The following is a 22258-nucleotide window of genomic DNA, read 5'->3' on the forward strand; positions in this document are numbered from 1 at the left end:
CTCATCCAGCGATATTGTGCACGGTGGGGCGCGGGTCGATGTCGAGTCGGAAAACGCTCTCCATAGCCTGCGCGGAAAAACGGCCGGAGATATAGGACTTTGCCTTCTCCGCCACTTCGCGCCAGCGATCATCGCTTTCCAGCAGCGCCACGACATCCATGGCCAGCTTGTGCGGGTCATCTGAGACAGGCACCGTGTCGTCCAGGCCTTGCAGGCCCTGGGCACCTACCGGCGTCGTCACCAGCGGCAGGCCGTAGTGCATCGCCTCCACCACCTTGCTCTTCACGCCCGCGCCGAAACGCAGAGGAACTATGGCAACGCGCGCGGTGCGGTAGAACTCCAGCAGTTGCTCGTCAGTCACGTATCCCGTTACGGTAATGTCATCCGCGGCCAGTCGCTGGACTTCCGAGGTCGGATTGGAGCCTACCAGCCAGAGATGCACGCCGGGCACGCTTGCCCGGATCAGCGGCATGATGTCCTGCGTCAGCCATTTCGCCGCGTCGACATTGGGCGGGTGGCCGAAACCTGCCACGAACAGGATGCCGCTGCGGCCCTGCGGCGACGGCGCGGCCAGGCTGGCCGGACCGGCGTCAAAGAAATACGGCGGCACCGTGCGCGCATTCACCCCAGGCAAGGCCTCCTGCACGGCCTGGGTCTCGGTGGGCGATGGGTAATAGACCGCATCCACATCCTTCCACAGCGCCAGTTCCAGCGCACGCATGGTGGCCGCCTCCTTGCGGGAAGACTCCGAGCCCGTCAGTTCGACCTCGTTGAGCAGGCGCGCGTAGTGCAGATCATGGCCATAGAACAACACCTTGGCGCTGCTGTAGGCGCGCACTGCGGACAGGAACTCCTTGGCGACCGAGGGCCGGCTTAGCAGCACATAGTCGAGCTGCGAGCCATGCTGCGCAATCCAGCCAGCGAAGCTGTTCTGGAACTCGCCACCATAGAACACTTCGATGCCCTCCTGCTGCAGGGTCGAAACGTAGTCGGGGTCATACCAGAGGTTCTGCGGCCAGAACTTCACGTTCATGCCCATGCCTTTCAACACGCGCAGGAAGCACCACATCGAGCGCGATCCGGCGTCGCGATCCGGCTGCGGCGCGTAGTGGTCGATGACCAGGATGGTCTTCTTGCCGGCGGAACGCTCGTGGGCACGGAATACATTGGTGCCGTTGTCGAAATGCTCGCGGTCCAGCACATGACGCCAGCGCTCGCGGAATTTCTTCTGGTTCTCTACCTGATAGGCCTTGATGCCGCCGCCCGTATCCGTGCCGTGCGAAATGCCTTCGTAGTGGATGATCACCGACTTCGGCTGGTAAAGCACGCGCTTGCCCATGGCACGCACGCGGAAGGCCAGATCGGAGTCTTCACAATAGGCAGGGACATAGATTTCGTCAAAACCGTGCAGCTCGCGGAACAGCGCCGCCGGAATCAGCAGCGATGCGCCGGAACAATAGTCTGTGTCCTTGACATAGTTGTAGACGCTGCGGGTCGGCTCATCGAGCCTGCCGAAATTCCAGGCCGAGCCGTCGCGCCACATGATCCCGCCGGCTTCCTGCATGCGGCCGTCCGGGTACACCAGCTTGGATCCGACCATGCCGCAGTCCGGCTCGCTATCGAACAGCGATAGCATAGTATCGAGCCAGCCCGGCGTCACTTCCGTGTCGTTGTTAAGGAAATAAACGTACTGGCCGCGCGCCAGGCTCGCTGCGTGATTGCATGAGCGAATGAAGCCGAGATTCACCTCGTTCATCACAAAGCGCAGGCCAGGGATTTCCTGCATGCGCAGGATTTCCTTGTCGCCCGACACGTCCTCGGCGACGATGACCTCAATCGGCACGCTCGGCATATGCGCGCAGATGGAGCGCACACATGACAGGGTATGGCCGATATTGCCGTAGGTCGGGATGATCACCGATACCACGGGTTCCGCCACCTCGGGGAGTTTCAGACCGGCCAGCACCTCGTCGACCTTGTCGGCGGCGACCGGGCCCAGTCCGACCGGCCTGAGTGCCATGCCGGCGCGGTGGCGCCGCCACACCTCATAATGCACCATGCCCTTGAACATGGGGCCGGCGACGCGGTAGGCGAGACCGACGCAGCGGTCTTTCCATTTCCTGGACAGGGGCGCACGCTGGTAAAACTCGCGGCCGGTACTGATCAGCCAGGGACGCAGGCCATCGAGCACCGTCTGGACCTCGCCGCGCGCCAGCCTCGATACCAGCCGCAGCGGGGCTGTCGCTTTCCACGAAAGCGAGCGCCGCATGGCTTTCAGTTCGCCCTCGTGAGCCGCGATCCTGCCAAGAAGATGATCACGCTCCAGATGTGCCTGCTCAAGCTGATACTTGAAATACGCAGCCGTACCCGACTCGCTCACTGTCGGGGGCGGCACCGCACCCGACAGTGGACCGGCAGCAGGAGTAAAGCCGGGCACCGCTGCCTTCGCGGGCGTCGATATCACGTTGCGGCGAAAAATCTTGCGCAGGCGCCGCAATCTGCCCATATTCTCGGCCCTGTTCGGAAGCGACGACAATTGCTTGTCGAGCAACAGCGCCCAGGCCGTGCGCTCGTCGAACTCGACCTGCAACTCGCCCAGGCGCTTGCGCACCGCGGCCTCCTCCACACTCAGGCGCTCCGCCCACCTGGCGATTTCTTCGCGCTCGGCATAGAGATCCACGCCCTCCTCGAAAAATACCGAAGCCAGGCCCACCGGCAGCGCCACGTCCGAGGCAGAGCAGACGGCGACAAAATACATCATGTCATCGGCCGACACGGTCGCTTCCCTAACCTCGTCGCCACGCATCGTCAGCGCCTGGTAGGCCGCCTGCTGCCCTTCCAGCGGCAGTAGCACCGAGCTGGTGGCGAGGCGCTGGCCGTAGTAGCTGACCTTGGGAAAGCGCGAGCGCAGCAATGCGTCGAACTCGTCGAAGTAAAGCTCCTTGACGTGATACTCGTTGTGGTAATCGCGGTCGTCGGAATAGACCTTCTTATTCGGCGAAGACATAACCAGGACGCCGTCGGGGCGAAGCACCCGGCGAATCTGCTCGATCATTTCCTCATGCCCAAGCAGGTGCTCGATTGTTTCAAACGAGACCACCACATCCACGCAGGCATCGGGCAACGGGATCGCCGTGGCGCTGCCTGCCACGAAACGCAGGTTCTGGTGCTGCTGGTAGCGCCCGCGCGCGTGCGCGACCGCGTCGTCGGAGATGTCCACGCCCACGACCGACTTCGCACGCGTCGCCATCAGGGCGGATCCATAGCCTTCGCCGCAGGCGATGTCGAGCACATCCTTGCCGGCAGCGATATCCAGCGACCAGCTGTAACGGTGCATGTGCTCGTAGCGGATCGCTCCTTCTTCGGTGGGAACGAATCGTTCGCCGGTAAAGTTAAGCACTGACTATCCTTCCTCAGAAATTGCGATGTCGAGCATCGGAATGCCCACCAGCCCATACCGCATGGAGCTGTCCACCGCACGCAGGTTCAGGGCGTCGTGCACCCAATGCTGCTGTGTATGATCATGCTGCGTGCCCGAAGCGACTGCCGCGTCCACGGAATACGCGCCCACCGGCAAGGTGGGCATGCGGAAGCGGAAGGTCGCGCTATAGCGCTTGCCGGCTTCGCCGGACATGGCGTCTTCGAGCGTGGCCAGAAAGGTGTTATCGCCAAACAGGCGCTGGCCCAGCCGGTCTTTCAGGTAGAAGCCGAAAATCAAGCCATCCAGCGCGGCGTGCAGCTCGGCAGTGATCCGCAGCTCGACCAGCTCGCCGCCATGGACCAGCTTGAGTTCCGCGCCCTGCTCATCCAGCAGCACGGCATCAACAATGGACGCGCCGCGTGCGCCGAATTCGCTGTCTGCCTGTTCCGGATCGAACTCGAATACTTCGATACGCGTGCCGCCGCCCCCGGCGCGAAGCATTTCCCAACGGGCGTCCACCACGTCGAGTTCGGCCTTCTTGCGTGACTTCTTCTCCCTGGCTGCCCCGACCTTAACGGACACGCCGAGCGCGCTGCGGTCCAGCGCATGCTGCTCGGCCAGGTAAGCCTCGACGGTTTCCTTGGCATTGCCGTCCATCTTCAGCACGCCATGGTCGAGCCAGATCGCGCGCGAGCACAGGCTGGTCACGGCGCCCACGTCATGGCTGACGAACAGCAGCGTGCCGGTCTTCTGGAACTCGCGCAGGAAGCGCATGCACTTCTGCGTGAAGCGCACGTCGCCCACCGAGAGGGCTTCGTCCACCACCAGCACATCGGCATCGACGTGCGCGGCAATCGCAAATGCCAGGCGCACATACATGCCGCTGGAGTACGTCTTCACCGGCTGGTTGATGAAGTCCCCGATCTCGGCAAAGGCGACAATGGAATCGAAGCGCTTGGCGAGTTCGCCCTGTTCGATGCCATACAGCAGCCCGCTCAGGTAGACGTTTTCCTCCCCGGTGAACTCCGGATTGAATCCCGCGCCCAACTCGAGCAGCGCGGCAATGCGGCCGCTAACGCTGACATCGCCCACGGTCGGGAATAGCGTGCCGCATACCAGTTGCAGCAGGGTCGACTTGCCCGAGCCGTTCTGGCCGATGATGGCGACGGTCTCGCCTTGCTGCACATCGAAGCTGACGTCGCGCAGCGCCCAGAACTCACGGAAGTACTCCGGCGGGTGCATGCCGACCATGCGCTTGAGTCGCGGCACCACCATCTGCTTGAGGCGATCCTTGGGCTGCGCGTAGATTTCATAGCGCTTGCCCAGGTTGTCGACGCGAATCACGGGATTGTTCACGAGATTAGAGGACATCGGAGAACCCCTTTCGCGTCTTCTGGAACCACGCCAGCCCTGCCCATGCCACGCAGTACCCGACCGCCAGGTAAATCAGCCAGCCGAGCCAGTCGATCCCCGTTCCCCAGATCGCGGCATTGCGGATCTGCTCGACAATGAACGTGATGGGATTCAGGTACAACAGCGGACGCAGCCGCTCCGGCACGGATTGCAGCGGATAGAACACCGGCGCCATGAACATCAGCAGCGAAGTGACGATACCCATCACCTGGCCCAGATCGCGCAGGTAGACGCCGAGCGAAGCCAGCAGCCACACCAGGCCGGCGATCAGGATCACAAAGGGAAGCAGGATGACCGGGACCAGGACGACCGTCAGCGGCAAGTGGCCCTGCCAGATGAAGATCGCGCCGATCAGGATCACCGATGCCACCAGCGTATGGAACAGCGCCGAGCCGATGGCAATCCACGGCAGTGTCTCAAGCGGAAACACCACCTTCTTGACGAAGTTGGGGTTGCTCACCACCAGTGTTGGCGCGCGCTGCAAGCACTCCGCGATCAGGCCGTGCACCAGCACGCCGGCGAACATGACCACGGCGAATTCCAGGTGATCGGTCGAGGCCGGACGCCAGCGCGACTTGAACACCACGCCGAAGACGAAGGTATAGATCAGCAGCATCAGCAGCGGATTGATGAAGGTCCACAGCAGGCCCAGGAACGATCCCTTATAGCGCCCGGCGACCTCGCGCTTGACGAACTGGGTGATGATGCTGCGGTTCGCAAGGACGGACTGCACCACGATCAGCGGGTGCAAGCTTGGCTTCTCCTTCATGCGCAACACCCCTGCCGGACCGCCGTCGGGGCCTGACGGCAACCAGCGGCGCCATGTGCTCTGGATGGCAGGATCATGCAAATACCTCGGCATCGGCCAGGCACTTTCCCGCGGCGTCCTTGGCCGCGAGCACGGGCTCGCCGGCCAGTGGCCAGTCGATCCCCAGCGCGGGATCGTTCCAGGCCAGGCTGCGCTCGTACTCCGGATACCAGTAGTCGGTCGTCTTGTACAAGAACTCGGCGAACTCCGAGATCACCAGGAAACCATGGGCAAAGCCCTCCGGCACCCAGAGCTGGCGCTTGTTCTCGGCGGAAAGCACGATGCCGGTCCATTTGCCGAACGTAGGCGAGCCACGGCGCAGGTCGACCGCCACATCGAACACCTCGCCCGACGTCACGCGAACCAGTTTCCCTTGCGCATGCTGGATCTGGTAATGCAGGCCGCGCAATACGTTGCGCGCGGAGCGGGAGTGGTTGTCCTGCACGAACTCGCGCCTGAGGCCGGTCACGGCTTCAAACGCCTTGGCATTGAAACTCTCAAAAAAGAATCCGCGGTCGTCGCCGAATACTCTCGGCTCGAGGATCAATACCTCGGGTATTTCGGTGGGAATGGCTTTCAGGTTCATGGTGTTGCTTACTTGATCGTTTCCGAGACGATGCGCTGCAGATACTGTCCATAGGCGTTCTTGGACAGGGGCTTGGCCAGCGCAGCCACCTGCTCGGCATTGATCCATTTGCTGCGGTACGCGATCTCTTCCGGACAGGCAACCATCAGGCCCTGCCGATTTTGCAGCGTGGCGATAAAACTGGCCGCTTCCAGCAACGAGTCGTGCGTGCCAGTGTCAAGCCACGCATAGCCGCGGCCCATGATTTCCACGTCGAGCTGCGCCATCTCCAGGTAGCGCTTGTTGACATCGGTGATCTCGAGCTCGCCACGGGCGGACGGCTTGATATCTGCGGCGATGTCGCAAACTTGCCGGTCATAGAAGTAAAGTCCGGTCACCGCGTAGTTGGAACGCGGCTTCGGCGGCTTTTCCTCAAGCGACAGCGCACGGAAACCGTCGTCGAACTCGACCACGCCATAGCGCTCCGGATCGTGCACGTGATAGGCGAACACGGTGGCTCCGTGCTGCTGCCGCGCGGCGCGGCCGAGCTGGCCGACCAGGTCGTGGCCATGGAAGATATTGTCGCCCAGGATCAGCGTGGACGGATCGTTGCCGATAAAGTCGCGGCCGATAACGAAGGCCTGCGCCAGGCCGTCCGGCGAAGGCTGCACCGCGTACTGCAGGTTGATGCCCCACTTGCTGCCGTCGCCGAGCATGTCAGCGAAGCGCGGGGTGTCTTCCGGCGTCGAGATAATCAGGATGTCACGAATCCCTGCCAACATCAGCGTGGACAGGGGATAGTAGATCATCGGCTTGTCGTAGACCGGCAGCAGTTGCTTGGACACCGAGCGGGTGATCGGATAAAGCCGCGTGCCGGAACCGCCGGCCAGAATAATACCTTTGCGCATGGTGCTGGGATCAGGAGAGGATCTGGTCTAGCAGGTGGTGCATGCCCTGCTGCCAATCCGGAAGATGGACGTCGAAGGTCTCGCGCAACCTGGTCGTATCCAGGCGCGAGTTTGCCGGCCGCGGTGCCGGTAGTGGATACTCACTGGCGGGAATCGGCTGGATGCTCGCCGGGTCCGCTTTCAAGACTACGCCGAGCGAGGCCGCATAGCGCAGTACTTCGGTAGCATAGCCGTGCCAGGTGGTTTCACCGGCGGCCGCCAGATGGTACACGCCGCCCAGGAACGCCTCGCGCCGGCCATGCAGCCAGTGGCGCGCCACAATCTGCGCGGTCACGTCAGCAATCAGCGCGGCGGTCGTCGGCGCCCCGAACTGGTCGGCGATCACGCGCAGGCTGTCGCGTTCGCGGCCCATCTTTAGCATGGTCTTGGCGAAGTTGCCCCCGTGGGCGCCGGCCACCCAGCAGGTGCGCAACACCAGCGCCTGCGCGCCGGACGCCGCGATCGCTTGCTCGCCAGCCAGCTTGCTCTTGCCGTAGACGGACTGCGGGTTGACCGCGTCCGTTTCGACGTAGGCACCATCCTTGCGGCCATCGAATACGTAGTCGGTCGAATAGTGCACCAGCAGGCTCCCCAGCGCAACGGCCTCCTCGGCCAGTACGCCAGCGGCAGCGCCATTGACCGCAAATGCGGTCTTGGCATCGCTCTCGGCCTTGTCGACCGCCGTGTAGGCGGCAGGGTTGACGATCACATCGGGGCGGTAGCGACGGACCAGCCGCCGCAGTTCATCCGGGCGCGACAGGTCGCAACCGGCACGGTCGAGTGCGATCACATTGCCGAGCGGAGCCAGACTGCGGCGCAGTTCGAAGCCGACTTGGCCGTTGCCTCCTGTTACAAGAAGGGTTGGGATGCTGAGCGCCTTATGCGGCATATTGCTTGGCTACCCAGTTCCGGTATTCACCAGACATCACATCCTGCACCCATGCCTGATTGTCCAGATACCACCGAACGGTCTTGCGCATGCCGCTCTCGAACGTCTCGGCGGGCTTCCAGCCGAGTTCGCGCTCCAGCTTGCGGGCATCGATGGCATAGCGGCGATCGTGGCCAGGGCGGTCCTTGACGAAGGTGATCTGGTCCCGGTACGAACCGGCCGCCTTGGGGCGCAACTCGTTAAGCAGGTCACAAAGCGTGTGCACCACGTCGAGATTGGTCTTTTCGTTCCAGCCGCCGACGTTGTATGTCTCCCCAATGCGGCCGCGCGCCAGCACTTCACGGATGGCGGCGCAGTGATCGCCAACATACAGCCAGTCCCGCACGTTCAGGCCATCGCCATATACCGGCAGGGGCTTGCCGCCCAGCGCATTGGCGATGATCAGCGGGATCAGCTTCTCGGGGAAGTGGTACGGACCATAGTTGTTGGAGCAGTTCGTGGTGAGAACCGGCAGCCCGTAGGTGTGGTGATAGGCACGCACCAAGTGGTCGGACGCCGCCTTCGAAGCCGAATACGGGCTGTTGGGCGCATAGGCCGTGGTCTCGGAGAATTGCGGATCACCGGCCTCGAGCGAGCCAAAGACTTCGTCGGTGGAGACATGCAGGAAGCGAAAGGCCGCCCTGGCCTCTTCGTCCAGCGCCCCCCAGTAGGCCCGCACCGCCTCGAGCAGCGTGAAGGTGCCGACGATATTGGTCTGGATGAATTCGCCCGGGCCATGGATGGAGCGGTCGACATGGCTCTCCGCGGCAAAATGCACCACGGCGCGCGGCCGGTAGGTCGCCAGCAGCCGGTCCAGTGCGGCGCGGTCGCAGATATCCGTCTGCGAGAAGACATGACGGCTGTCGCCTTCCAGCGAGGCGAGCGTCTTGCGGTTGCCGGCGTACGTCAGCTTGTCGACGTTGACAACGCTGTCGGCGCCGTCGGTACCGAGCCAGTTCAGAACAAAGTTGGCGCCGATAAACCCCGCACCGCCCGTAACGAGAATATGAGACAAAAGCTGTGCTCCCTGCCTATCGATATATTTCGAGAACCCGGCTAAGGCCGAGCGCCCGCCTTGGTCCATTGTGGGGACGGCGGGATCTTAAGTACCTGCAGAAGTAGCGATATTCTATCCGACCGAGGGCAGGGCCTTACCCGGAACAGGCATCTTTTTGTAGCCTGTTGTAACGTCTTCCCAGAATTGTCGGCACAATGTTGGAAATAAATAACTAATTTATTGTGCAATTATTCAGGCAAAGCGAATTTGTGATCAATAGACAACATTTCGCCATCGGCGACCTGCAAGGCTGCGCAGCCTCCTTAGAGGAGTTGCTTGCCCAGCACTTGCCCACGGATAGCCGCCTGCGCTTCGTCGGCGACCTAGTCAACCGCGGCCCGGCCTCGGCCCGCACGCTGCGGACCGTCCGCCAGCTTGGCGACCGGGCCGAATCCGTGCTCGGCAATCACGATATCCACCTGCTAGCCGTGGCTGCCGGCGTGCGCAAGCCCGGCCGCGGCGACACATTGGACGATATCCTCGAAGGCCCGGATTGTACCGAATTAGTTACTTGGCTCAGGCACCGCCCCATGGCGATCCATGAAAACGGCTTCTTGCTCGTGCACGCCGGCGTGCTGCCGCAGTGGACCACGGAGCAAACCATGGAACTGGCCGGGGAAGTGGAACGTGAGTTACGTGGCCCCGGCTGGAAGGCTTTCCTGGCCGGCATCTTCGGCAACGCGGCAGATCGGTGGGAAGCGGGACTGCGCGGCATCGAGCGTCATCGGGCTGTTGTCAACGCCCTCACCCGCCTGCGGTTCTGCAACGCGGAAGGCGTGATGGATCTCAAGACCAAGGACGGCCCCGGCAGCATGCCTGCCGGTTATATGCCCTGGTTCGACGTGCCTGGCCGGCGCACCGAGGACACCACGGTCGTATGCGGACACTGGTCGACGCTGGGACTGGTGATGCGCCCCAACCTCATGGCGCTAGATACCGGGTGTGTCTGGGGGGGCAAGCTGACGGCGGCACGGCTGGCGTCCGACCCGGCACAGCGTTCGCTGATCCAAGTGGCGTGCCCGCAATACTGCGACCCGCCAGCCTCAAGCTGAAGCCCCTGGCCGCCGGCAAACCCGCCTACGGCGCGGTTGCCGGCGCATGCGGAGTGGGGCTTTCCACGCTTTCGCCACCCTCATCCACGGTGCTTGCCATACCGCCTTTAGCGTTGACCCGGCCCGCAAGTTCAGTGGCATACGCATGCGCGCCCTGGCTCAGATGGATCACCACTTCCCGCGCAGCCTCGGCCAGTTCGCGCCTGCTGGCGCTGGTGGATGTCAAGGCAGGCGCGAAGCACAGCCGCGCGGTGATCGGCGGCGCCCGCAGAATCGCATCGAGCGTTTCCAGCAGGCTCAGGTCGCCAATATAGGCTGGCGCCAGCGTCGGCTGGCCCGTCGCGGCATCCAGGTAAGCCAGCCCGACCGGCTGCACCGGCAGCCCGCCCGATATCGGCGCTTGCATCAGGTTGGCGTGGAACGGCAGCACGCTGCTGCCATCCGTGGTTGTGCCTTCCGGGAACACGCAGACCAGATCGCCCTGCAGCATCACATCGGTAATGGCGTGCAGCACGCGATGCGCGTCGCGCTTGCGCGCGCGTTCGATGAAGATGGTGCCGGTCTGCCCGCACAGCCAGCCGATTACCGGCCAGTCGCGGATCTCGGATTTGGCGACGAAGCGCACGGGCTGCCAGCTATTGATGACGTAGATATCCAGCCATGAAATATGGTTGGACACCACCATCGCGCCATGCGGCATGGCCTGCCCCGGCTGCAGGCCTTGCACCTCGAGCGTCACCCCACAGATCCGCAGCAGCCGGCGCGACCAGCGTCGGATATGCGATTGCCGCGACTCTACGCCGAGCCAGGGGAACAGCACCGCGCAGGTCAGGAGGCCGCGCAACAGGTGGAGGATCAGGGCAATCTTGCGCAGCCAGATCATGCCTGCCCCACTGGCGAACTCGCTTGTACCATCTTGTCCGACTTCCCTCGGCCCGGCATGGTGCTCAGTGCAGTTCGTAGACGACGTGGCCGCCGACCAGCGTGGTGCGCACGCGCCCACGCATCTCGTAGCCGAGCCACGGCGAATTCTTGCCCTGGCTCTTGAGCGCGCGCCGCTCGACCTTCCATTCCTGCTCGGGATGGAAGATGCAGATATCGGCGGCGCTGCCTGTGGCCAGCGTGCCGGCAGCCAGGCCGAGCACGCGGGCGGGCTCGGCCGTGATGCGGGCAAGCGCCTTGCCAAGCGGCACCTTGTGCTCCTCGGCCCAGCGCAGCGTCAGCGGCAGCAGCAGTTCCAGCCCAGTGGCACCTGGCGAGGCTTCGGCGAAGGGCAGCAGCTTTTCGTCGTCGTCCACGGGGGTGTGGTCCGAGCACAGTGCGTCGATGGTGCCGTCGGCCAGCCCGGCCACGATGGCGTCGCGGTCGCGCGCGCTGCGTAGCGGCGGCGAGAAGCGCATCTGCGAGTTGAAGTAGCCGATGTCCATGTCGGTCAGCGACACATGATGGATGTTGACGTCACAGGTCACCTTGAGGCCTTCGCGCTTGGCCTGGCGCACCAGCTCGATGCCCGCGGCCGACGACAGGCGGCACAGGTGCACGCGTGCGCCGCTGGCGCGCATCAGCTCGAAGATAGTGTGCAGGCGCACGGTCTCGGCAATCACCGACATACCGGACAGGCCCAGGCGCGACGCCACGGCGCCGCTGGCGGCCACGCCGCCACCGAGGTACGGGTCTTCCGGGCGCAGCCAGACCGTGAAGCCGAAGGTCTGCGCGTACTGCAGGGCGCGCAGCAGCACCTGCGTGTTGCGGATCGGTGCTTCGGCCTGCGAGAAGCCGATGCAGCCGGCCTCGGTCAGCTGCGACATCTCGGTCAGCGTCTCGCCCTTGAGGCCCAGCGTGAGCGCGCCAAGCGGATACACGTGGGTCTGGTTGAGCGTGCGGGCGCGATACTTGAGCATCTCGACCAGGCCGGGCTCGTCGAGCACGGGGTCGGTGTCGGGCGGGCAGACCAGGCTGGTCACGCCGCCGGCGGTGGCTGCCGCCACTTCGGACTCGAGCGTGGCCTTGTATTCATAGCCTGGCTCGCGCAGCCGCGCGGACAGGTCGACCAGGCCGGGGCAGACGATCAGCCCGCTGGCGTCGATGGTCTTGTTGGCGTGGAAGTCCGCCGGCGCGCTGCCCACGCCGACGATCTTGCCGGCGGCAATGTAGAGGTCTTGCTGCGCATCGACGTTCGCGGCCGGGTCGATCAGGCGGCCGCCCTTGATGTGGATCTTCATATCGTGTCGCTTGGCTTGTATTCGGTTGTTCTGGCTTGCCGGGACCTTGTCGGTCGGGCGCTATCCGTCATGAGATCAGTCGTTGTTTCCGGCCACGATGCCCATCACGGCCATGCGTACCGCAATGCCGAAGGTCACCTGGTTGAGGATCACGGACTGCGGCCCGTCGGCCACGGCGGAGTCGATCTCCACGCCACGGTTCATCGGGCCCGGGTGCATCACGATGGCATCGGGCTTGGCCAGCGCCAGACGCTCGGGTGTGAGGCCATAGGCCTTGAAGTACTCCTGCGCCGAGGGCAGCAGCGCGCCGCTCATGCGCTCGTTCTGCAGGCGCAGCATGATCACCACGTCCACGCCCTTCATCCCCTCCTCCATATTGTGGAAGACACGCACGCCCATCTGCTCCAGCCCCGAGGGCAGCAGCGTGCGCGGGCCGATGGCGCGCACTTCGGGCACGCCCAGCGTGGTCAGCGCGTGGATGTCGGAGCGCGCCACGCGGGAGTGCAGGATGTCACCCACGATGGCGACCGTGAGATTGGTGAAATCCTTCTTGTAGTGGCGGATCGTGTACATGTCGAGCAGCCCCTGCGTGGGGTGCGCATGGCGGCCGTCACCGGCGTTGATGACATGCACATGTGGCGCGACATGCTCGGCGATCAGGTACGGCGCGCCGGAACTGGCATGGCGCACCACGAACATGTCGGCCGACATCGCCGACAGGTTGTTGATGGTGTCGAGCAGCGACTCGCCCTTGCTGGTGGACGAGGCGTTGATGTTCAGGTTGAGCACGTCCGCGGAGAGCCGCTTGGCGGCAATCTCGAAGGTGGTCCGGGTGCGCGTGGAGTTCTCGAAGAACAGGTTGAACACGCTTTTGCCGCGCAACAGCGGCACCTTCTTCACTTCGCGGTCCGAGTCGGACAGCGAGACGAACTGGCTGGCGGTGTCGAGGATGTGCGCGACCATCTCGCGCGACAAGCCCTCGATCGAAAGCAGATGCTTGAGCTCGCCGTTCTTGGTCAGTTGCGGGTTGCGGAACGTCTTGATCATGGCAGGTAGAAAGGGCCGGGCGGTGGCGTTGACTGGTCTGGGCAGGTCTGGGTCTGGCGTGCCGGCGTGCCGTTGCGGGCGCGCCGGCCGGTGGGCTGGGCAGGCTTAGTTGCCGGTGGCCTCGTCGGCGAAGGCAAAGCGCATGTCGGAGCCGGTGCCCTCATGCGACAACACCAGCGTGGTCCCTGGCGGCAACGCGACGTGCGTGGCGGCAAAGTCGGCGGCCGCCGGCAGTTCGCGGCCGCCGCGATCGACCAGCACGGCCAGCGCCACGCGGGCCGGGCGGCCGTAGTCGAACAGCTCGTTGACGGCGGCGCGGATGGTGCGCCCGGTGGCCAGCACGTCGTCGATCAGCAGGATCTTGCGGTCTTGCACGTCAAAGGGCAGCGTGGTCGGCTGGGCCTGGCTATGCAGGCCCTTCTTGGCATAGTCGTCGCGGTGGAAGGCAACGTTGATGACCCCGTGGGCCGCCAGTTGCAGGTCGGCGGCCAGCCGTTCGGCAATCCAGGCGCCGCCGGAATAGATCCCGGCGACCGACCATTGCGCGCGTTCAGCCTCAGGCAGCGCGGCCTGCACCTGGTCACGCAGCGTACGGTAGAGCGCCTCGGCGTCGAGAGAGGAAGTCTGGGTCATAGCGGATGCTGGTCGAAGTACTGTTGCAGGATGATGCTGGCGGCCTCGGCGTCGAGCGCACCCTTGCGGGCGCCGGCCATCTCGGCGGCGATCGACGTGTAGCTTTCGTCCACCCAGGCCACCGGCAGGCCAAAACGGCCGTTCAACTGATTGCCGAAGCGGCGTGCGAGCCGCATCGAAGGCTGCTGGCTGCCGTCCGGATTGGTGGGCATGCCCACCACCAGTTGCACCGGCGCCCATTCGTCGATCAGCGCGGTCACCGCCTCGAAGCGGCCTTCCACGGTGATATTGGGGATGATGACGAGTGCACGGGCCTCGCGCGTGACAAAGTTGCCAAGCGCGACGCCAATCTTCTTTTCGCCGTAATCGAAGGCCAGGACGGTGCCGTCGGAGGGCAACTGGCGCGGCGCTGGGGTCGCTTCGTCGTCAGGCATGCCCAGCCTCGCCCGAGAGCATGGTGAAGTCGATGCCCAACAGGCGTATGGCGGCGGCAAAGCGTTCCTCGGGGGGCACGCTGAAGATGATTTCGGGATCGGCCTGGACAGTCAGCCAGCCATTGCGGCTGAGTTCTTCCTCCAGCTGCCCGGCGCCCCAACCGGCATAGCCAAGCGTGAGCAGGAAGCGTTGCGGGCCGCTGCCGTTGGCCACGGCCTCCAGCACGTCCTTGGAGGTGGTCATCTCGAGTCCGCCGGGTACGGCCAGCGACGAGACATAGATGCCAACCGGATCATGCAGCACGAAACCGCGCTCGGTCTGCACCGGCCCGCCGAAATAGACAGGCTGCTGTGCCACCGGCTGGATCTCCAGCTTGAGGTCGATCTTGTCGAACAGGGTGGCCATATCGATATCGATAGGCCGATTGATCACCAGGCCCAGCGCGCCGCGGTCGTTGTGCTCGCACAAGTAGACGACGGAACCCGAAAAAGTCGGGTCTGCCATGCCGGGCATGGCAATCAGGAACTGATTGGTGAGGTTGATTGGGGCTTCCAGCGTCGCCATTCCTGCATTTTATCAAATCGTTGCCATCCGTCCGGAAAAGATTCGCGGAATGCCGCAACGCAACATTCCGACCCTTATCCGGTGCGCTTGCTTGCTGGCCTCTGTGCCAGCGTCGTTGCTCGCCTGCTGCCGCCTGCCTATTCCTTGCGCGTCAGGGCGGCCAGGTCTTCCGGCGTCAGCCAGCGCCAGTCTCCCAGCGCCAGGGTCGGCTCCAGCACCAGCCCGCCGATGGCGCTGCGATGCAGAGCTTCCACATGGTTGCCAGCCGCGGCCACCATGCGCTTGACTTGGTGGTACTTGCCCTCGGTCAAGCTAAGGCGCAGGCTGCGTTCGCCGGTAGCCTCGCAGGCGGCCGCCGCGATCGGCGCCGGCTCGTCCTCCAGCTGCACGCCCGCCACCAGCGCATCGACCTGCTCTTGGGTGACCGGCTCGGCGGTCGTCACTTCGTAGACCTTGGGCACCTTCTTCTTGGGCGAGGTCTGGGCGTGGATGAACTGGCCATCGTCCGAGAGCAGCAGCAGCCCGGTGGTGTCCTGGTCCAGCCGCCCGACCGCCTGCACCTCGCGCTGGCGCAGCGGCACCGGCAGCAGGTTGTACACGCTGGGATGGTGGCGCGGGCGCTGCGAGCATTCGTAGCCCACCGGCTTGTTCAGCAGGATGTAGGCCTTGGTGTGGCCGATCCATTCCTCGCCGTCCACGGTCAGGCGCAGGCCATCGACCTCGAACTTGGCGCCCGGATCCTCGCACAGGACGCCATCGACCTCCACCAGGCCGGCGCCGATCAGGTCGCCGCAATAGCGGCGGGTGCCGAAGCCTTGGGATTGGAGGATGCGGTCGAGTGTCATGGCCATGGCTTGCTTCTTGATATCTGGATTACTGGATTACGGAAATACGGGCCGGTTGTTCGGCGCCGGGGACAACACTGGCCGGCATGCCGGGCCAGCCCGCGCGCGCGGCGCATGCCTGGCGCTATGGTAGGGTAACAGGCTTCGCCAGCCCAACTTCCGGAGCGCACGATCTTGCCCCCATCCCCCGCCGACACCCGCCAACCCTATCGGATCGACCGGCAGTTCGAGCGCGGCCTGGTGTGGTTCCGGCGCGACCTGCGCGCCGACGATCACGCGGCGCTGCATTATGCCCTCAAGCACTGCCGCCAGGTATGGTGCGTCTTCGTCTTCGACCGCGAGATCCTGGATCCGCTGCTGGCGCGCGGCCTGGCGGCCGACCGCCGGGTGGCGTTCATCCTGGCCTCGCTGGCCCCGCTGGACGAAGCGCTGCGCGCGGCCGGCGGCGGCCTGATCGTGCTGCACGGCCACGCGCGCGTGGCCATTCCCAAGCTGGCCGCCGAACTCGGCGTCACCGCCGTCTTCGCCAACCACGACTATGAGCCCGCCTCGCTGGCCCGCGATGCCGAAGTCAGGCAAGCGCTGGCGGGCCAGTCCTGCGCCTGCTTCAGCTTCAAGGACCAGGTGATCTTTGAGCGGGATGAGATCCTGACCGGCCAGGGCAAGTCCTTCTCGGTCTTCACGCCTTACAAGAACGCCTGGCTCAAGGCCTTGCTGCCGTTCGACCTCAAGCCCTACCCGGTCGAGCCTTATCTGAAGTCACTGGCCGCTCCGCCGAAGGCTTACGTGCGGCCACTGCCCACGCTGGAGGCACTGGGCTTCGCCCCCTCCAACCTGGCCGAGATCGCCATGCCCACCGGCAGCGCCGGCGCCCACGCGCTGTTCGACGAGTTCTGCGAGCGCATGGGCGACTACGCACGCCGGCGCGACTTCCCCGCCCTGCGCGGGCCGAGCTACCTGTCGGTGCACTTGCGCTTTGGCACCCTGTCGATCCGCACGCTCGCCCGCACTGCCCACGCCGCCACGCTGCGCGGCGGCGCCGAGAGCGCCGGCGCCGCCACCTGGCTGTCGGAGCTGATCTGGCGCGATTTCTACTTCATGATCCTGCACCACCACCCCCGGGTCGCCGCGGGGCATGCCTTCCACCCCGCCTACGATGCCATCCGCTGGGTCAATGGCGACACCGGCGAGCGCTACTTCCAGGCCTGGTGCGACGCCAGGACCGGCTACCCGCTGGTGGACGCCGCCATGCTGCAGATCCGGCAAAGCGGCTACATGCACAACCGGCTGCGCATGGTGGTGGCGAGCTTCCTGGTGAAGGACCTCGGCGTGGACTGGCGGCGCGGCGAGCAGTACTTCACCGACCAGCTCAACGACTTCGACTTCTCCGCCAACAACGGCGGCTGGCAGTGGGCCGCCTCCACCGGCTGCGACGCCCAGCCCTACTTCCGCATCTTCAACCCGACCACGCAGTCCGAGAAATTCGACCCGCAGGGACGATTTATCAGGAAATACCTGCCGCAACTGGCGCGCCTGCCGGACAAGTACATACATGCACCGTGGACGGCCTCCGAGGACGTGTTGCTAGCAGCCGGGGTCAGGCTAGGGGATAACTATCCGCGGCCGATCGTGCAACACGACGTGGCCCGCAAGGAGACCCTGGCGCGGTATGCGGTAGTGAAGGAGAAGGCGGGGAGTGAGTCGGCGTCGGGCAATAACGATTGATCTGGAGCCCCTGAGACACAGAACGAAGCCGCCTGACAGGCCCAAACCGCTTGCGATGACGACGGCTGTCTCTCCCTCTCCCCTCAGGGGGAGAGGGCCGGGGAGAGGGGTGGCTTAGCTAGGAACCACCTGAAGCGAAGCCCGCTGTTTTCAGCGGTCAAGCCGCCAAAATCGCACTCTCCCGATAATGCCGCTGCGCCTCCTCAGGCCGCTCGGTCTCCTCAAACATCTTAGCCAACGCCAGATGCGCCCGAACCCGCAGCCTGCGCTGCAGGTCAGCATCCGCATACTTCAATGCCCGCTCAAAGCTGGACTGCGCCTTGCCCCATAGCTTCTCGCCCAGGCACAACACGCCTAGCGTGAAGTAGAGATCCGCATCCACCGGATGCTGCGTCAGCCATTTCTCGGCCTGCTGAATCTGCGGCAGCGCACGTCCTGGCTCCGCGCATTCGGCATAGCGCAAGACCAGCCGGCTATCCCAGTTGACCTTGAGCGCGTCCTCCACGATCTTGCGCGCTTCATCCTGACGGCCCAGTGCCGCGAAATAGCGCGCCGCAGGCTCGGCGATGCGGGCGGCGCGGCGTTCGTCGGTGGACAACGAACGCCAGAAATCCTGCAGCCCCTGCACGTCGTGGCGGCGCTCCTCCAGCAGGGCCTCGCAGGCCAGTTGCTTGAGGCGCAGCGCCAGCACAGGATGCAGGGCGTTGCGCTTTTCCAGCGAGCGCGCCAGGCGCAGGACTTCGGTCCAGTTCTTCAGGTGCTGGTGGGCACGCAGCGCGATGCGCTGCACATGAATCTGGCGCGCGCCCTGGGCCTGCAGCTGCGCGATGGTTTCCAGCGCGCCTTCGGCATCGCGCGCGTCGACCAGCAACTCGGCCATCGACACCAGCCTGGCCTGCTCGCGCTCGGGATCGGTCACCTGCGCCATCCACGCGTCGCGCCGCTCGGTTTCCTGCATGCGGTGCGCCGCGCGGGCACCGATCAGGGCCGCCGTCTGGGCCTGCTCGGGCCAGGCCTGGGCCTCGCGCGCAGTACGCTCGGCACGAGCAAAGCGGCCGGCGAACAGGTTCTCGATGGACTCGCGCAGAGCCGCTTGCGCACGGTTCATGCGGCTGCGCTCGCGGTAGGCTGCCGCACGCGCCGGCATCTCGGACAGATGGCGCGCGGTGCTGAGGATGGTCCAGACCACGAAGAACGCCAGCAACAGCAGGGCCAGCGCCAGGTTCAGCGACAGTTCAACCCGGTAAGGCGGGTAGAACAAAACCAGGTTGCTCTGGTTGAATTGCGTGAACAACGCGAGCCCGACGGCACCGCCAAACAGGATAGCTACCCAGAAAAGAAGCCGCATGCGCTACTCCTTCTTGAGCGCTTGCAGCGCGCCGAGGCTTTCCGCCATGGTGGGCAACTGCACCGTCACGGCGCCGGCCTGGGCCTGCTTGAGCAGGGTCAGCACAGCCTGCACGCGGCGCGACTTGGTGTCGCAATAGCGTCCGATCATGGCTTGCGCGGCCGCCAGGTCATTGCGGAACACCGGTTCGTTGCGCGACAGCAGCGCCAGGCGTGCATTGAGCAGCCGCAGCTTGACGTTCTCGCGCAGGAACCAACCCTGGTCGCCGGTCAGCAGCAGTGCCTGGGCATCATCCACGCGGCGGATGCGGATGACTTGCATCAGCTCGTCGCGCACACTGCCCCACAGGCGGCCAAACCAGTTGCCGATCGCGTTGCCGGCCGGCACCGACTCGTCCTTGGCGGCATTCTTGCCAGCCTTGGCGCCGGCGGGCTTGGCGGGCTTGTCGACAGCCTCGGCCTTCCCGTCCGTCTTGCGCGCATCCGCTTCACTGCGCTCGAGCATGCGCTCGCTCGACAGCAACGGCAGCGTATCGATCTGGTTGATGGCTTCGTCGAGCTTGATGGCGGCGCCGGTCAGGTCCGTATCCGGCACGGCCTTCATGCGCGCCACGTCGCGCGCGATGGCACGGCGCAGCAGGTTGTACTGCGGCTTGTCGGTCCGTGCAAGGCGCGTGTCGGCGCTTTGCAGCGCGGCCAGCGCGACCTGCACATTGCCCGTCAGCTGGAGTTGCTGGCCGGCGTTGGTGAGCAGTTGCTGGATCTCAGCGATCTCCCAGTCGTCCCGGTTGCGCATCAGGTCCTGGTAGACCTGCTCCAGCGCGGATTGCTTGTCGCGCGCCTCGCCCACCTGGCCGTCCAGCGCGCCAACCTTGGCCTGCAGTTCCTTGACGGTGTCCTGCGCATTGCGCGAGAGCACCCGGGTTTCCTGCACCAGCGCATCGTTGCTCTGCTGGCGCCGCGCCAGCTCCTGGGTCAGGTGATCCACGCGCTGCTGCAGCCACCAGAAACCGCCGCCGATGGCGAGGATCAGCAGGAATAGCAGCAGCCACCATGGATTGATGCGGGGCGCGCCGCGCGCAGGCAGCGGGGCACCAGCCGCGGGAGGCGGGCTGGAGGCGGGAGGAGAGGTATTGTCTTGCGTCACGCGATCGACCTTCGTTGACGTTGCGGGCGGTGAATTGACTGGTGGTGCTGCCGGGAGCGGCGGCGGCACCGTGGCGAGCGGGACGGGCGCGGCGGCAGCCGGCGGCGCCGCGACAGGCATCGGCGCCGGCGGGCCGGCATGCGCCTGCGCCCACTGGCGGCAAGCCGCCAGCAGGCCCTCGTCTCCGGGTGCCGCGCGCAGCAGGTGCGAGAAGCCGAGGGCCAAGGCCTGTTCGGCGATTCTCGCATGGGGCGCGATGCACTGCACCTGGCGCAGGCAGGCGAGCTCTTGCGGGCTCAGGGCCTGGCGCGCCATCTCGTCGAGATTGCGCACGGCTTCGGAACTGGTCAGCAGCCAGGCCTGCGGTGCCGCGCCGGGCTTGAGCGCGTCGCGCACGGCTTGCCATTGCATGCTGCCGGGCGTGGGAACCGAGCGCTGGTAGGCCTCGACCGCCTGCACGTCGGCGCCGACGGCGCGCAGGCGCTCGGCCAGCCAGTCGCGTCCGCCATTGCCACGGATGATCAGGACCTGGCGCCCGGCAAGCGCCCCGGCGCCGAGCTGGGCTTCAAGCTGTTGCCACAGGGCCTCGGAATCGAAGCGCGCCGCGGCGCCGTCGCCACCGTTGGCGGCATCGCCGTTGTCTGCCTCATGGCCGGTCGTGCAACCCGCCGGGGCGATCACCCGGTAGTTGGGCGCGGCAATCCCGCGCTCGGCCAGCGCAGCCACGCTGGCGGGGCCAACCACGGCTACCGCTACGGATGCCGGCCACTGCGGCGCGGGCTTGTCCTGCACCTGGCCCAGCGCATCGAGTGCGAAGGCCACGGCATTGGGGCTGACGAACACCACCAGCGCGAAGTCCGCCAGTTGCGCCAGCGCCGCGCGCAAGGGGGCATCGTCGGCCACGGGGCCGATCGCCAGCAGGGGAAAGCCAAGCACGTCCAGGCCGGCGGCCGACAAGGCCTCGGTAAGTTGCCGGGACTGCCCGGCGGGTCGTGTTACAACGACGGTCGGGCGGGGCATGGGCCGGTCTCAGGCAGGGGCTTGAGGGGACGCCGGATCCACCAGCGCCGCGAGAATGTCGGCCGCGCCCTGCCCCAACAGGTCCTGGGCAACGGCCTTGCCAAGTGCTTCGGCCTGGCTGGATGCATTGGCGCCTTCCACCACGGCCGCGGACTGGGCCCGCACGCAGCGGCTGCCGTCGGGCAGCGCCACGAAGGCGTCGATGTGCAGTTGCGTGCCCTCCCAGCGCGCATGCGCGGCAAGCGGCACCTGGCACGAACCGCCCAGCATGCGCGACACGGCGCGCTCGGCGGTCACGGCCAGCGCGCTGGGCGCATGATTCAGCGGCGCCAGCCACGCGGCCAGCTCAGGGCGGCCGGACGGAATCTCGATACCCAGCGCGCCTTGCCCGGCTGCCGGGAGCGAACTGACGGTATCCAGCACGGCACGGATACGGTCGGCCAGGCCGAGGCGCTTGAGGCCGGCGGCGGCCAGGATAATGGCGCCGTAGTCGCCACGGTCGAGCTTGGCCAGGCGGGTATCCAGGTTGCCGCGCAGCGGCTGGATCACCAGGTGGGGGTAGCGGGTGCGCAACGCGGCTTCGCGGCGCAGGCTGGAGGTGCCAACCACGGTGCCCGCGGGCATATCGTCGAGCGAGGCGAAGCGGCTTGAGACCAGCGCATCGCGCGGGTCCTCGCGCTCCATGATCGCGGTCAGGGCAAACCCTTCAGGCAACTCCATCGGCACATCCTTGAGGGAGTGCACGGCGAGGTCGGCGCGGCCTTCGGCCATCGCGATCTCGAGCTCCTTGACGAACAGGCCCTTGCCGCCAACCTTGGACAAAGTACGGTCTAGAATCTGATCTCCGCGCGTCGTCATTCCGAGAATGGACACATCGCACGCGGGATAGTATTGTTGCAACGCAGCACGCACATGCTCGGCCTGCCACATAGCCAGACGGCTTTCACGGGAGGCAATGACTAGCTTGCGCGGCGCAGCGCTGGAGGAAGACGGGGAGACGGATGCTTGCATCCGCGAATGTTAGCACGCACCCCAAGCCGCTCCGGGCCAACAGACAACACACAATAGATAAGAAACGACAG

The 22258-nt window shown here is 65.3% G+C and carries 19 protein-coding genes; 2 read left to right on the forward strand and 17 right to left on the reverse strand.

What is annotated here, in order from left to right:
* Position 1 precedes the first annotated feature (1 nt).
* The 7 genes from A9975_RS34120 to rfbB form a co-directional block, all read right to left on the reverse strand.
* A complete protein-coding gene (locus A9975_RS34120; RefSeq protein WP_370565966.1) occupies positions 2–3400 on the reverse strand; it encodes a glycosyltransferase in 3399 nt (1132 codons plus the stop codon).
* 3 nt (positions 3401–3403) lie between these two features.
* The gene (locus tag A9975_RS34125; protein ID WP_183036594.1) at positions 3404–4792 is read right to left on the reverse strand and encodes an ABC transporter ATP-binding protein; all 1389 of its coding nucleotides are present in this window, start codon (positions 4790–4792) and stop codon (positions 3404–3406) included.
* Positions 4782–5603 (reverse strand): ABC transporter permease, encoded by an 822-nt coding sequence (locus tag A9975_RS34130; RefSeq protein WP_183036595.1) that lies wholly within the window; start codon positions 5601–5603, stop codon positions 4782–4784. The genes A9975_RS34125 and A9975_RS34130 overlap by 11 nt, the downstream gene beginning before the upstream one ends.
* A gap of 73 nt (positions 5604–5676) precedes the next feature.
* Positions 5677–6228: a dTDP-4-dehydrorhamnose 3,5-epimerase gene (gene rfbC / locus A9975_RS34135; RefSeq protein WP_183036596.1), complete on the reverse strand. Its 552-nt coding sequence runs from the start codon at positions 6226–6228 to the stop codon at positions 5677–5679.
* A gap of 8 nt (positions 6229–6236) precedes the next feature.
* Positions 6237–7115 (reverse strand): glucose-1-phosphate thymidylyltransferase RfbA, encoded by an 879-nt coding sequence (gene rfbA / locus A9975_RS34140; RefSeq protein ID WP_183036597.1) that lies wholly within the window; start codon positions 7113–7115, stop codon positions 6237–6239.
* A 10-nt stretch (positions 7116–7125) separates the two neighbouring features.
* Positions 7126–8043, reverse strand: a complete 918-nt coding sequence (gene rfbD / locus A9975_RS34145; RefSeq protein WP_183036598.1) for a dTDP-4-dehydrorhamnose reductase — start codon at positions 8041–8043, stop codon at positions 7126–7128.
* Positions 8033–9097, reverse strand: coding sequence for a dTDP-glucose 4,6-dehydratase (gene rfbB, locus A9975_RS34150; RefSeq protein ID WP_183036599.1), 1065 nt, complete (start codon positions 9095–9097; stop codon positions 8033–8035). The genes rfbD and rfbB overlap by 11 nt, the downstream gene beginning before the upstream one ends.
* Before the next feature lie 254 nt (positions 9098–9351).
* On the opposite strand from rfbB, the gene A9975_RS34155 reads away from it, so the two are divergent.
* A complete protein-coding gene (locus A9975_RS34155; RefSeq protein ID WP_370565972.1) occupies positions 9352–10191 on the forward strand; it encodes a symmetrical bis(5'-nucleosyl)-tetraphosphatase in 840 nt (279 codons plus the stop codon).
* Between the two features lie 25 nt (positions 10192–10216).
* Here the strand turns inward: A9975_RS34155 and A9975_RS34160 are convergent, their stop codons facing one another.
* The 7 genes from A9975_RS34160 to A9975_RS34190 all read right to left on the reverse strand — a co-directional run bounded on the left by A9975_RS34160 (position 10217) and on the right by A9975_RS34190 (position 15937).
* A complete protein-coding gene (locus tag A9975_RS34160; protein ID WP_255504199.1) occupies positions 10217–11074 on the reverse strand; it encodes a 1-acyl-sn-glycerol-3-phosphate acyltransferase in 858 nt (285 codons plus the stop codon).
* A gap of 64 nt (positions 11075–11138) precedes the next feature.
* Positions 11139–12413, reverse strand: a complete 1275-nt coding sequence (locus A9975_RS34165; protein ID WP_183036601.1) for a dihydroorotase — start codon at positions 12411–12413, stop codon at positions 11139–11141.
* Positions 12414–12488: 75 nt separating this feature from the next.
* A complete protein-coding gene (locus A9975_RS34170) occupies positions 12489–13460 on the reverse strand; it encodes an aspartate carbamoyltransferase catalytic subunit (RefSeq protein WP_183036602.1) in 972 nt (323 codons plus the stop codon).
* Between the two features lie 105 nt (positions 13461–13565).
* Complete coding sequence (gene pyrR, locus A9975_RS34175) at positions 13566–14093, reverse strand: bifunctional pyr operon transcriptional regulator/uracil phosphoribosyltransferase PyrR (protein ID WP_174422641.1); 528 nt, start codon at positions 14091–14093, stop codon at positions 13566–13568.
* A complete protein-coding gene (ruvX, locus tag A9975_RS34180) occupies positions 14090–14527 on the reverse strand; it encodes a Holliday junction resolvase RuvX (RefSeq protein WP_150984048.1) in 438 nt (145 codons plus the stop codon). Before ruvX ends, pyrR begins: the two co-directional genes overlap by 4 nt.
* Complete coding sequence (locus A9975_RS34185) at positions 14520–15092, reverse strand: YqgE/AlgH family protein (RefSeq protein ID WP_043348720.1); 573 nt, start codon at positions 15090–15092, stop codon at positions 14520–14522. The genes ruvX and A9975_RS34185 overlap by 8 nt, the downstream gene beginning before the upstream one ends.
* Before the next feature lie 137 nt (positions 15093–15229).
* The gene (locus A9975_RS34190; protein ID WP_170301746.1) at positions 15230–15937 is read right to left on the reverse strand and encodes a pseudouridine synthase; all 708 of its coding nucleotides are present in this window, start codon (positions 15935–15937) and stop codon (positions 15230–15232) included.
* 174 nt (positions 15938–16111) lie between these two features.
* Between A9975_RS34190 and A9975_RS34195 the strand changes: the two genes are divergently transcribed.
* The gene (locus tag A9975_RS34195; protein ID WP_183036603.1) at positions 16112–17662 is read left to right on the forward strand and encodes a deoxyribodipyrimidine photo-lyase; all 1551 of its coding nucleotides are present in this window, start codon (positions 16112–16114) and stop codon (positions 17660–17662) included.
* A 157-nt stretch (positions 17663–17819) separates the two neighbouring features.
* On the opposite strand, the gene A9975_RS34200 is transcribed toward A9975_RS34195, so the two are convergent.
* The 3 genes from A9975_RS34200 to hemC are packed head-to-tail and all read right to left on the reverse strand — an operon-like array spanning position 17820 to position 22187.
* The gene (locus A9975_RS34200; protein ID WP_174422644.1) at positions 17820–19010 is read right to left on the reverse strand and encodes a heme biosynthesis protein HemY; all 1191 of its coding nucleotides are present in this window, start codon (positions 19008–19010) and stop codon (positions 17820–17822) included.
* A 3-nt stretch (positions 19011–19013) separates the two neighbouring features.
* Positions 19014–21176, reverse strand: a complete 2163-nt coding sequence (gene hemDX / locus A9975_RS34205) for a fused uroporphyrinogen-III synthase HemD/membrane protein HemX (RefSeq protein WP_183036604.1) — start codon at positions 21174–21176, stop codon at positions 19014–19016.
* 9 nt (positions 21177–21185) lie between these two features.
* Positions 21186–22187 (reverse strand): hydroxymethylbilane synthase, encoded by a 1002-nt coding sequence (gene hemC, locus A9975_RS34210; protein ID WP_183036605.1) that lies wholly within the window; start codon positions 22185–22187, stop codon positions 21186–21188.
* Between the last annotated feature and the right edge of the window lie 71 nt (positions 22188–22258).

This window comes from Cupriavidus sp. UME77 (genome assembly GCF_014170355.1).
Lineage (GTDB): Bacteria > Pseudomonadota > Gammaproteobacteria > Burkholderiales > Burkholderiaceae > Cupriavidus > Cupriavidus basilensis.

What these genes read in the sequence shown, in the direction of transcription:
- A9975_RS34190 (WP_170301746.1), bottom strand. Translation starts at nt 15,937, where the DNA reads ATGACACTCGACCGCATCCTCCAATCCCAAGGCTTCGGCACCCGCCGC.
- hemC (WP_183036605.1), bottom strand. Translation starts at nt 22,187, where the DNA reads ATGCAAGCATCCGTCTCCCCGTCTTCCTCCAGCGCTGCGCCGCGCAAG.
- ruvX (WP_150984048.1), bottom strand. Translation starts at nt 14,527, where the DNA reads ATGCCTGACGACGAAGCGACCCCAGCGCCGCGCCAGTTGCCCTCCGAC.
- A9975_RS34165 (WP_183036601.1), bottom strand. Translation starts at nt 12,413, where the DNA reads ATGAAGATCCACATCAAGGGCGGCCGCCTGATCGACCCGGCCGCGAAC.
- A9975_RS34160 (WP_255504199.1), bottom strand. Translation starts at nt 11,074, where the DNA reads ATGATCTGGCTGCGCAAGATTGCCCTGATCCTCCACCTGTTGCGCGGC.
- A9975_RS34185 (WP_043348720.1), bottom strand. Translation starts at nt 15,092, where the DNA reads ATGGCGACGCTGGAAGCCCCAATCAACCTCACCAATCAGTTCCTGATT.
- A9975_RS34130 (WP_183036595.1), bottom strand. Translation starts at nt 5,603, where the DNA reads ATGAAGGAGAAGCCAAGCTTGCACCCGCTGATCGTGGTGCAGTCCGTC.
- A9975_RS34125 (WP_183036594.1), bottom strand. Translation starts at nt 4,792, where the DNA reads ATGTCCTCTAATCTCGTGAACAATCCCGTGATTCGCGTCGACAACCTG.
- hemDX (WP_183036604.1), bottom strand. Translation starts at nt 21,176, where the DNA reads ATGCCCCGCCCGACCGTCGTTGTAACACGACCCGCCGGGCAGTCCCGG.
- rfbA (WP_183036597.1), bottom strand. Translation starts at nt 7,115, where the DNA reads ATGCGCAAAGGTATTATTCTGGCCGGCGGTTCCGGCACGCGGCTTTAT.
- rfbD (WP_183036598.1), bottom strand. Translation starts at nt 8,043, where the DNA reads ATGCCGCATAAGGCGCTCAGCATCCCAACCCTTCTTGTAACAGGAGGC.
- A9975_RS34170 (WP_183036602.1), bottom strand. Translation starts at nt 13,460, where the DNA reads ATGATCAAGACGTTCCGCAACCCGCAACTGACCAAGAACGGCGAGCTC.
- A9975_RS34200 (WP_174422644.1), bottom strand. Translation starts at nt 19,010, where the DNA reads ATGCGGCTTCTTTTCTGGGTAGCTATCCTGTTTGGCGGTGCCGTCGGG.
- rfbC (WP_183036596.1), bottom strand. Translation starts at nt 6,228, where the DNA reads ATGAACCTGAAAGCCATTCCCACCGAAATACCCGAGGTATTGATCCTC.
- pyrR (WP_174422641.1), bottom strand. Translation starts at nt 14,093, where the DNA reads ATGACCCAGACTTCCTCTCTCGACGCCGAGGCGCTCTACCGTACGCTG.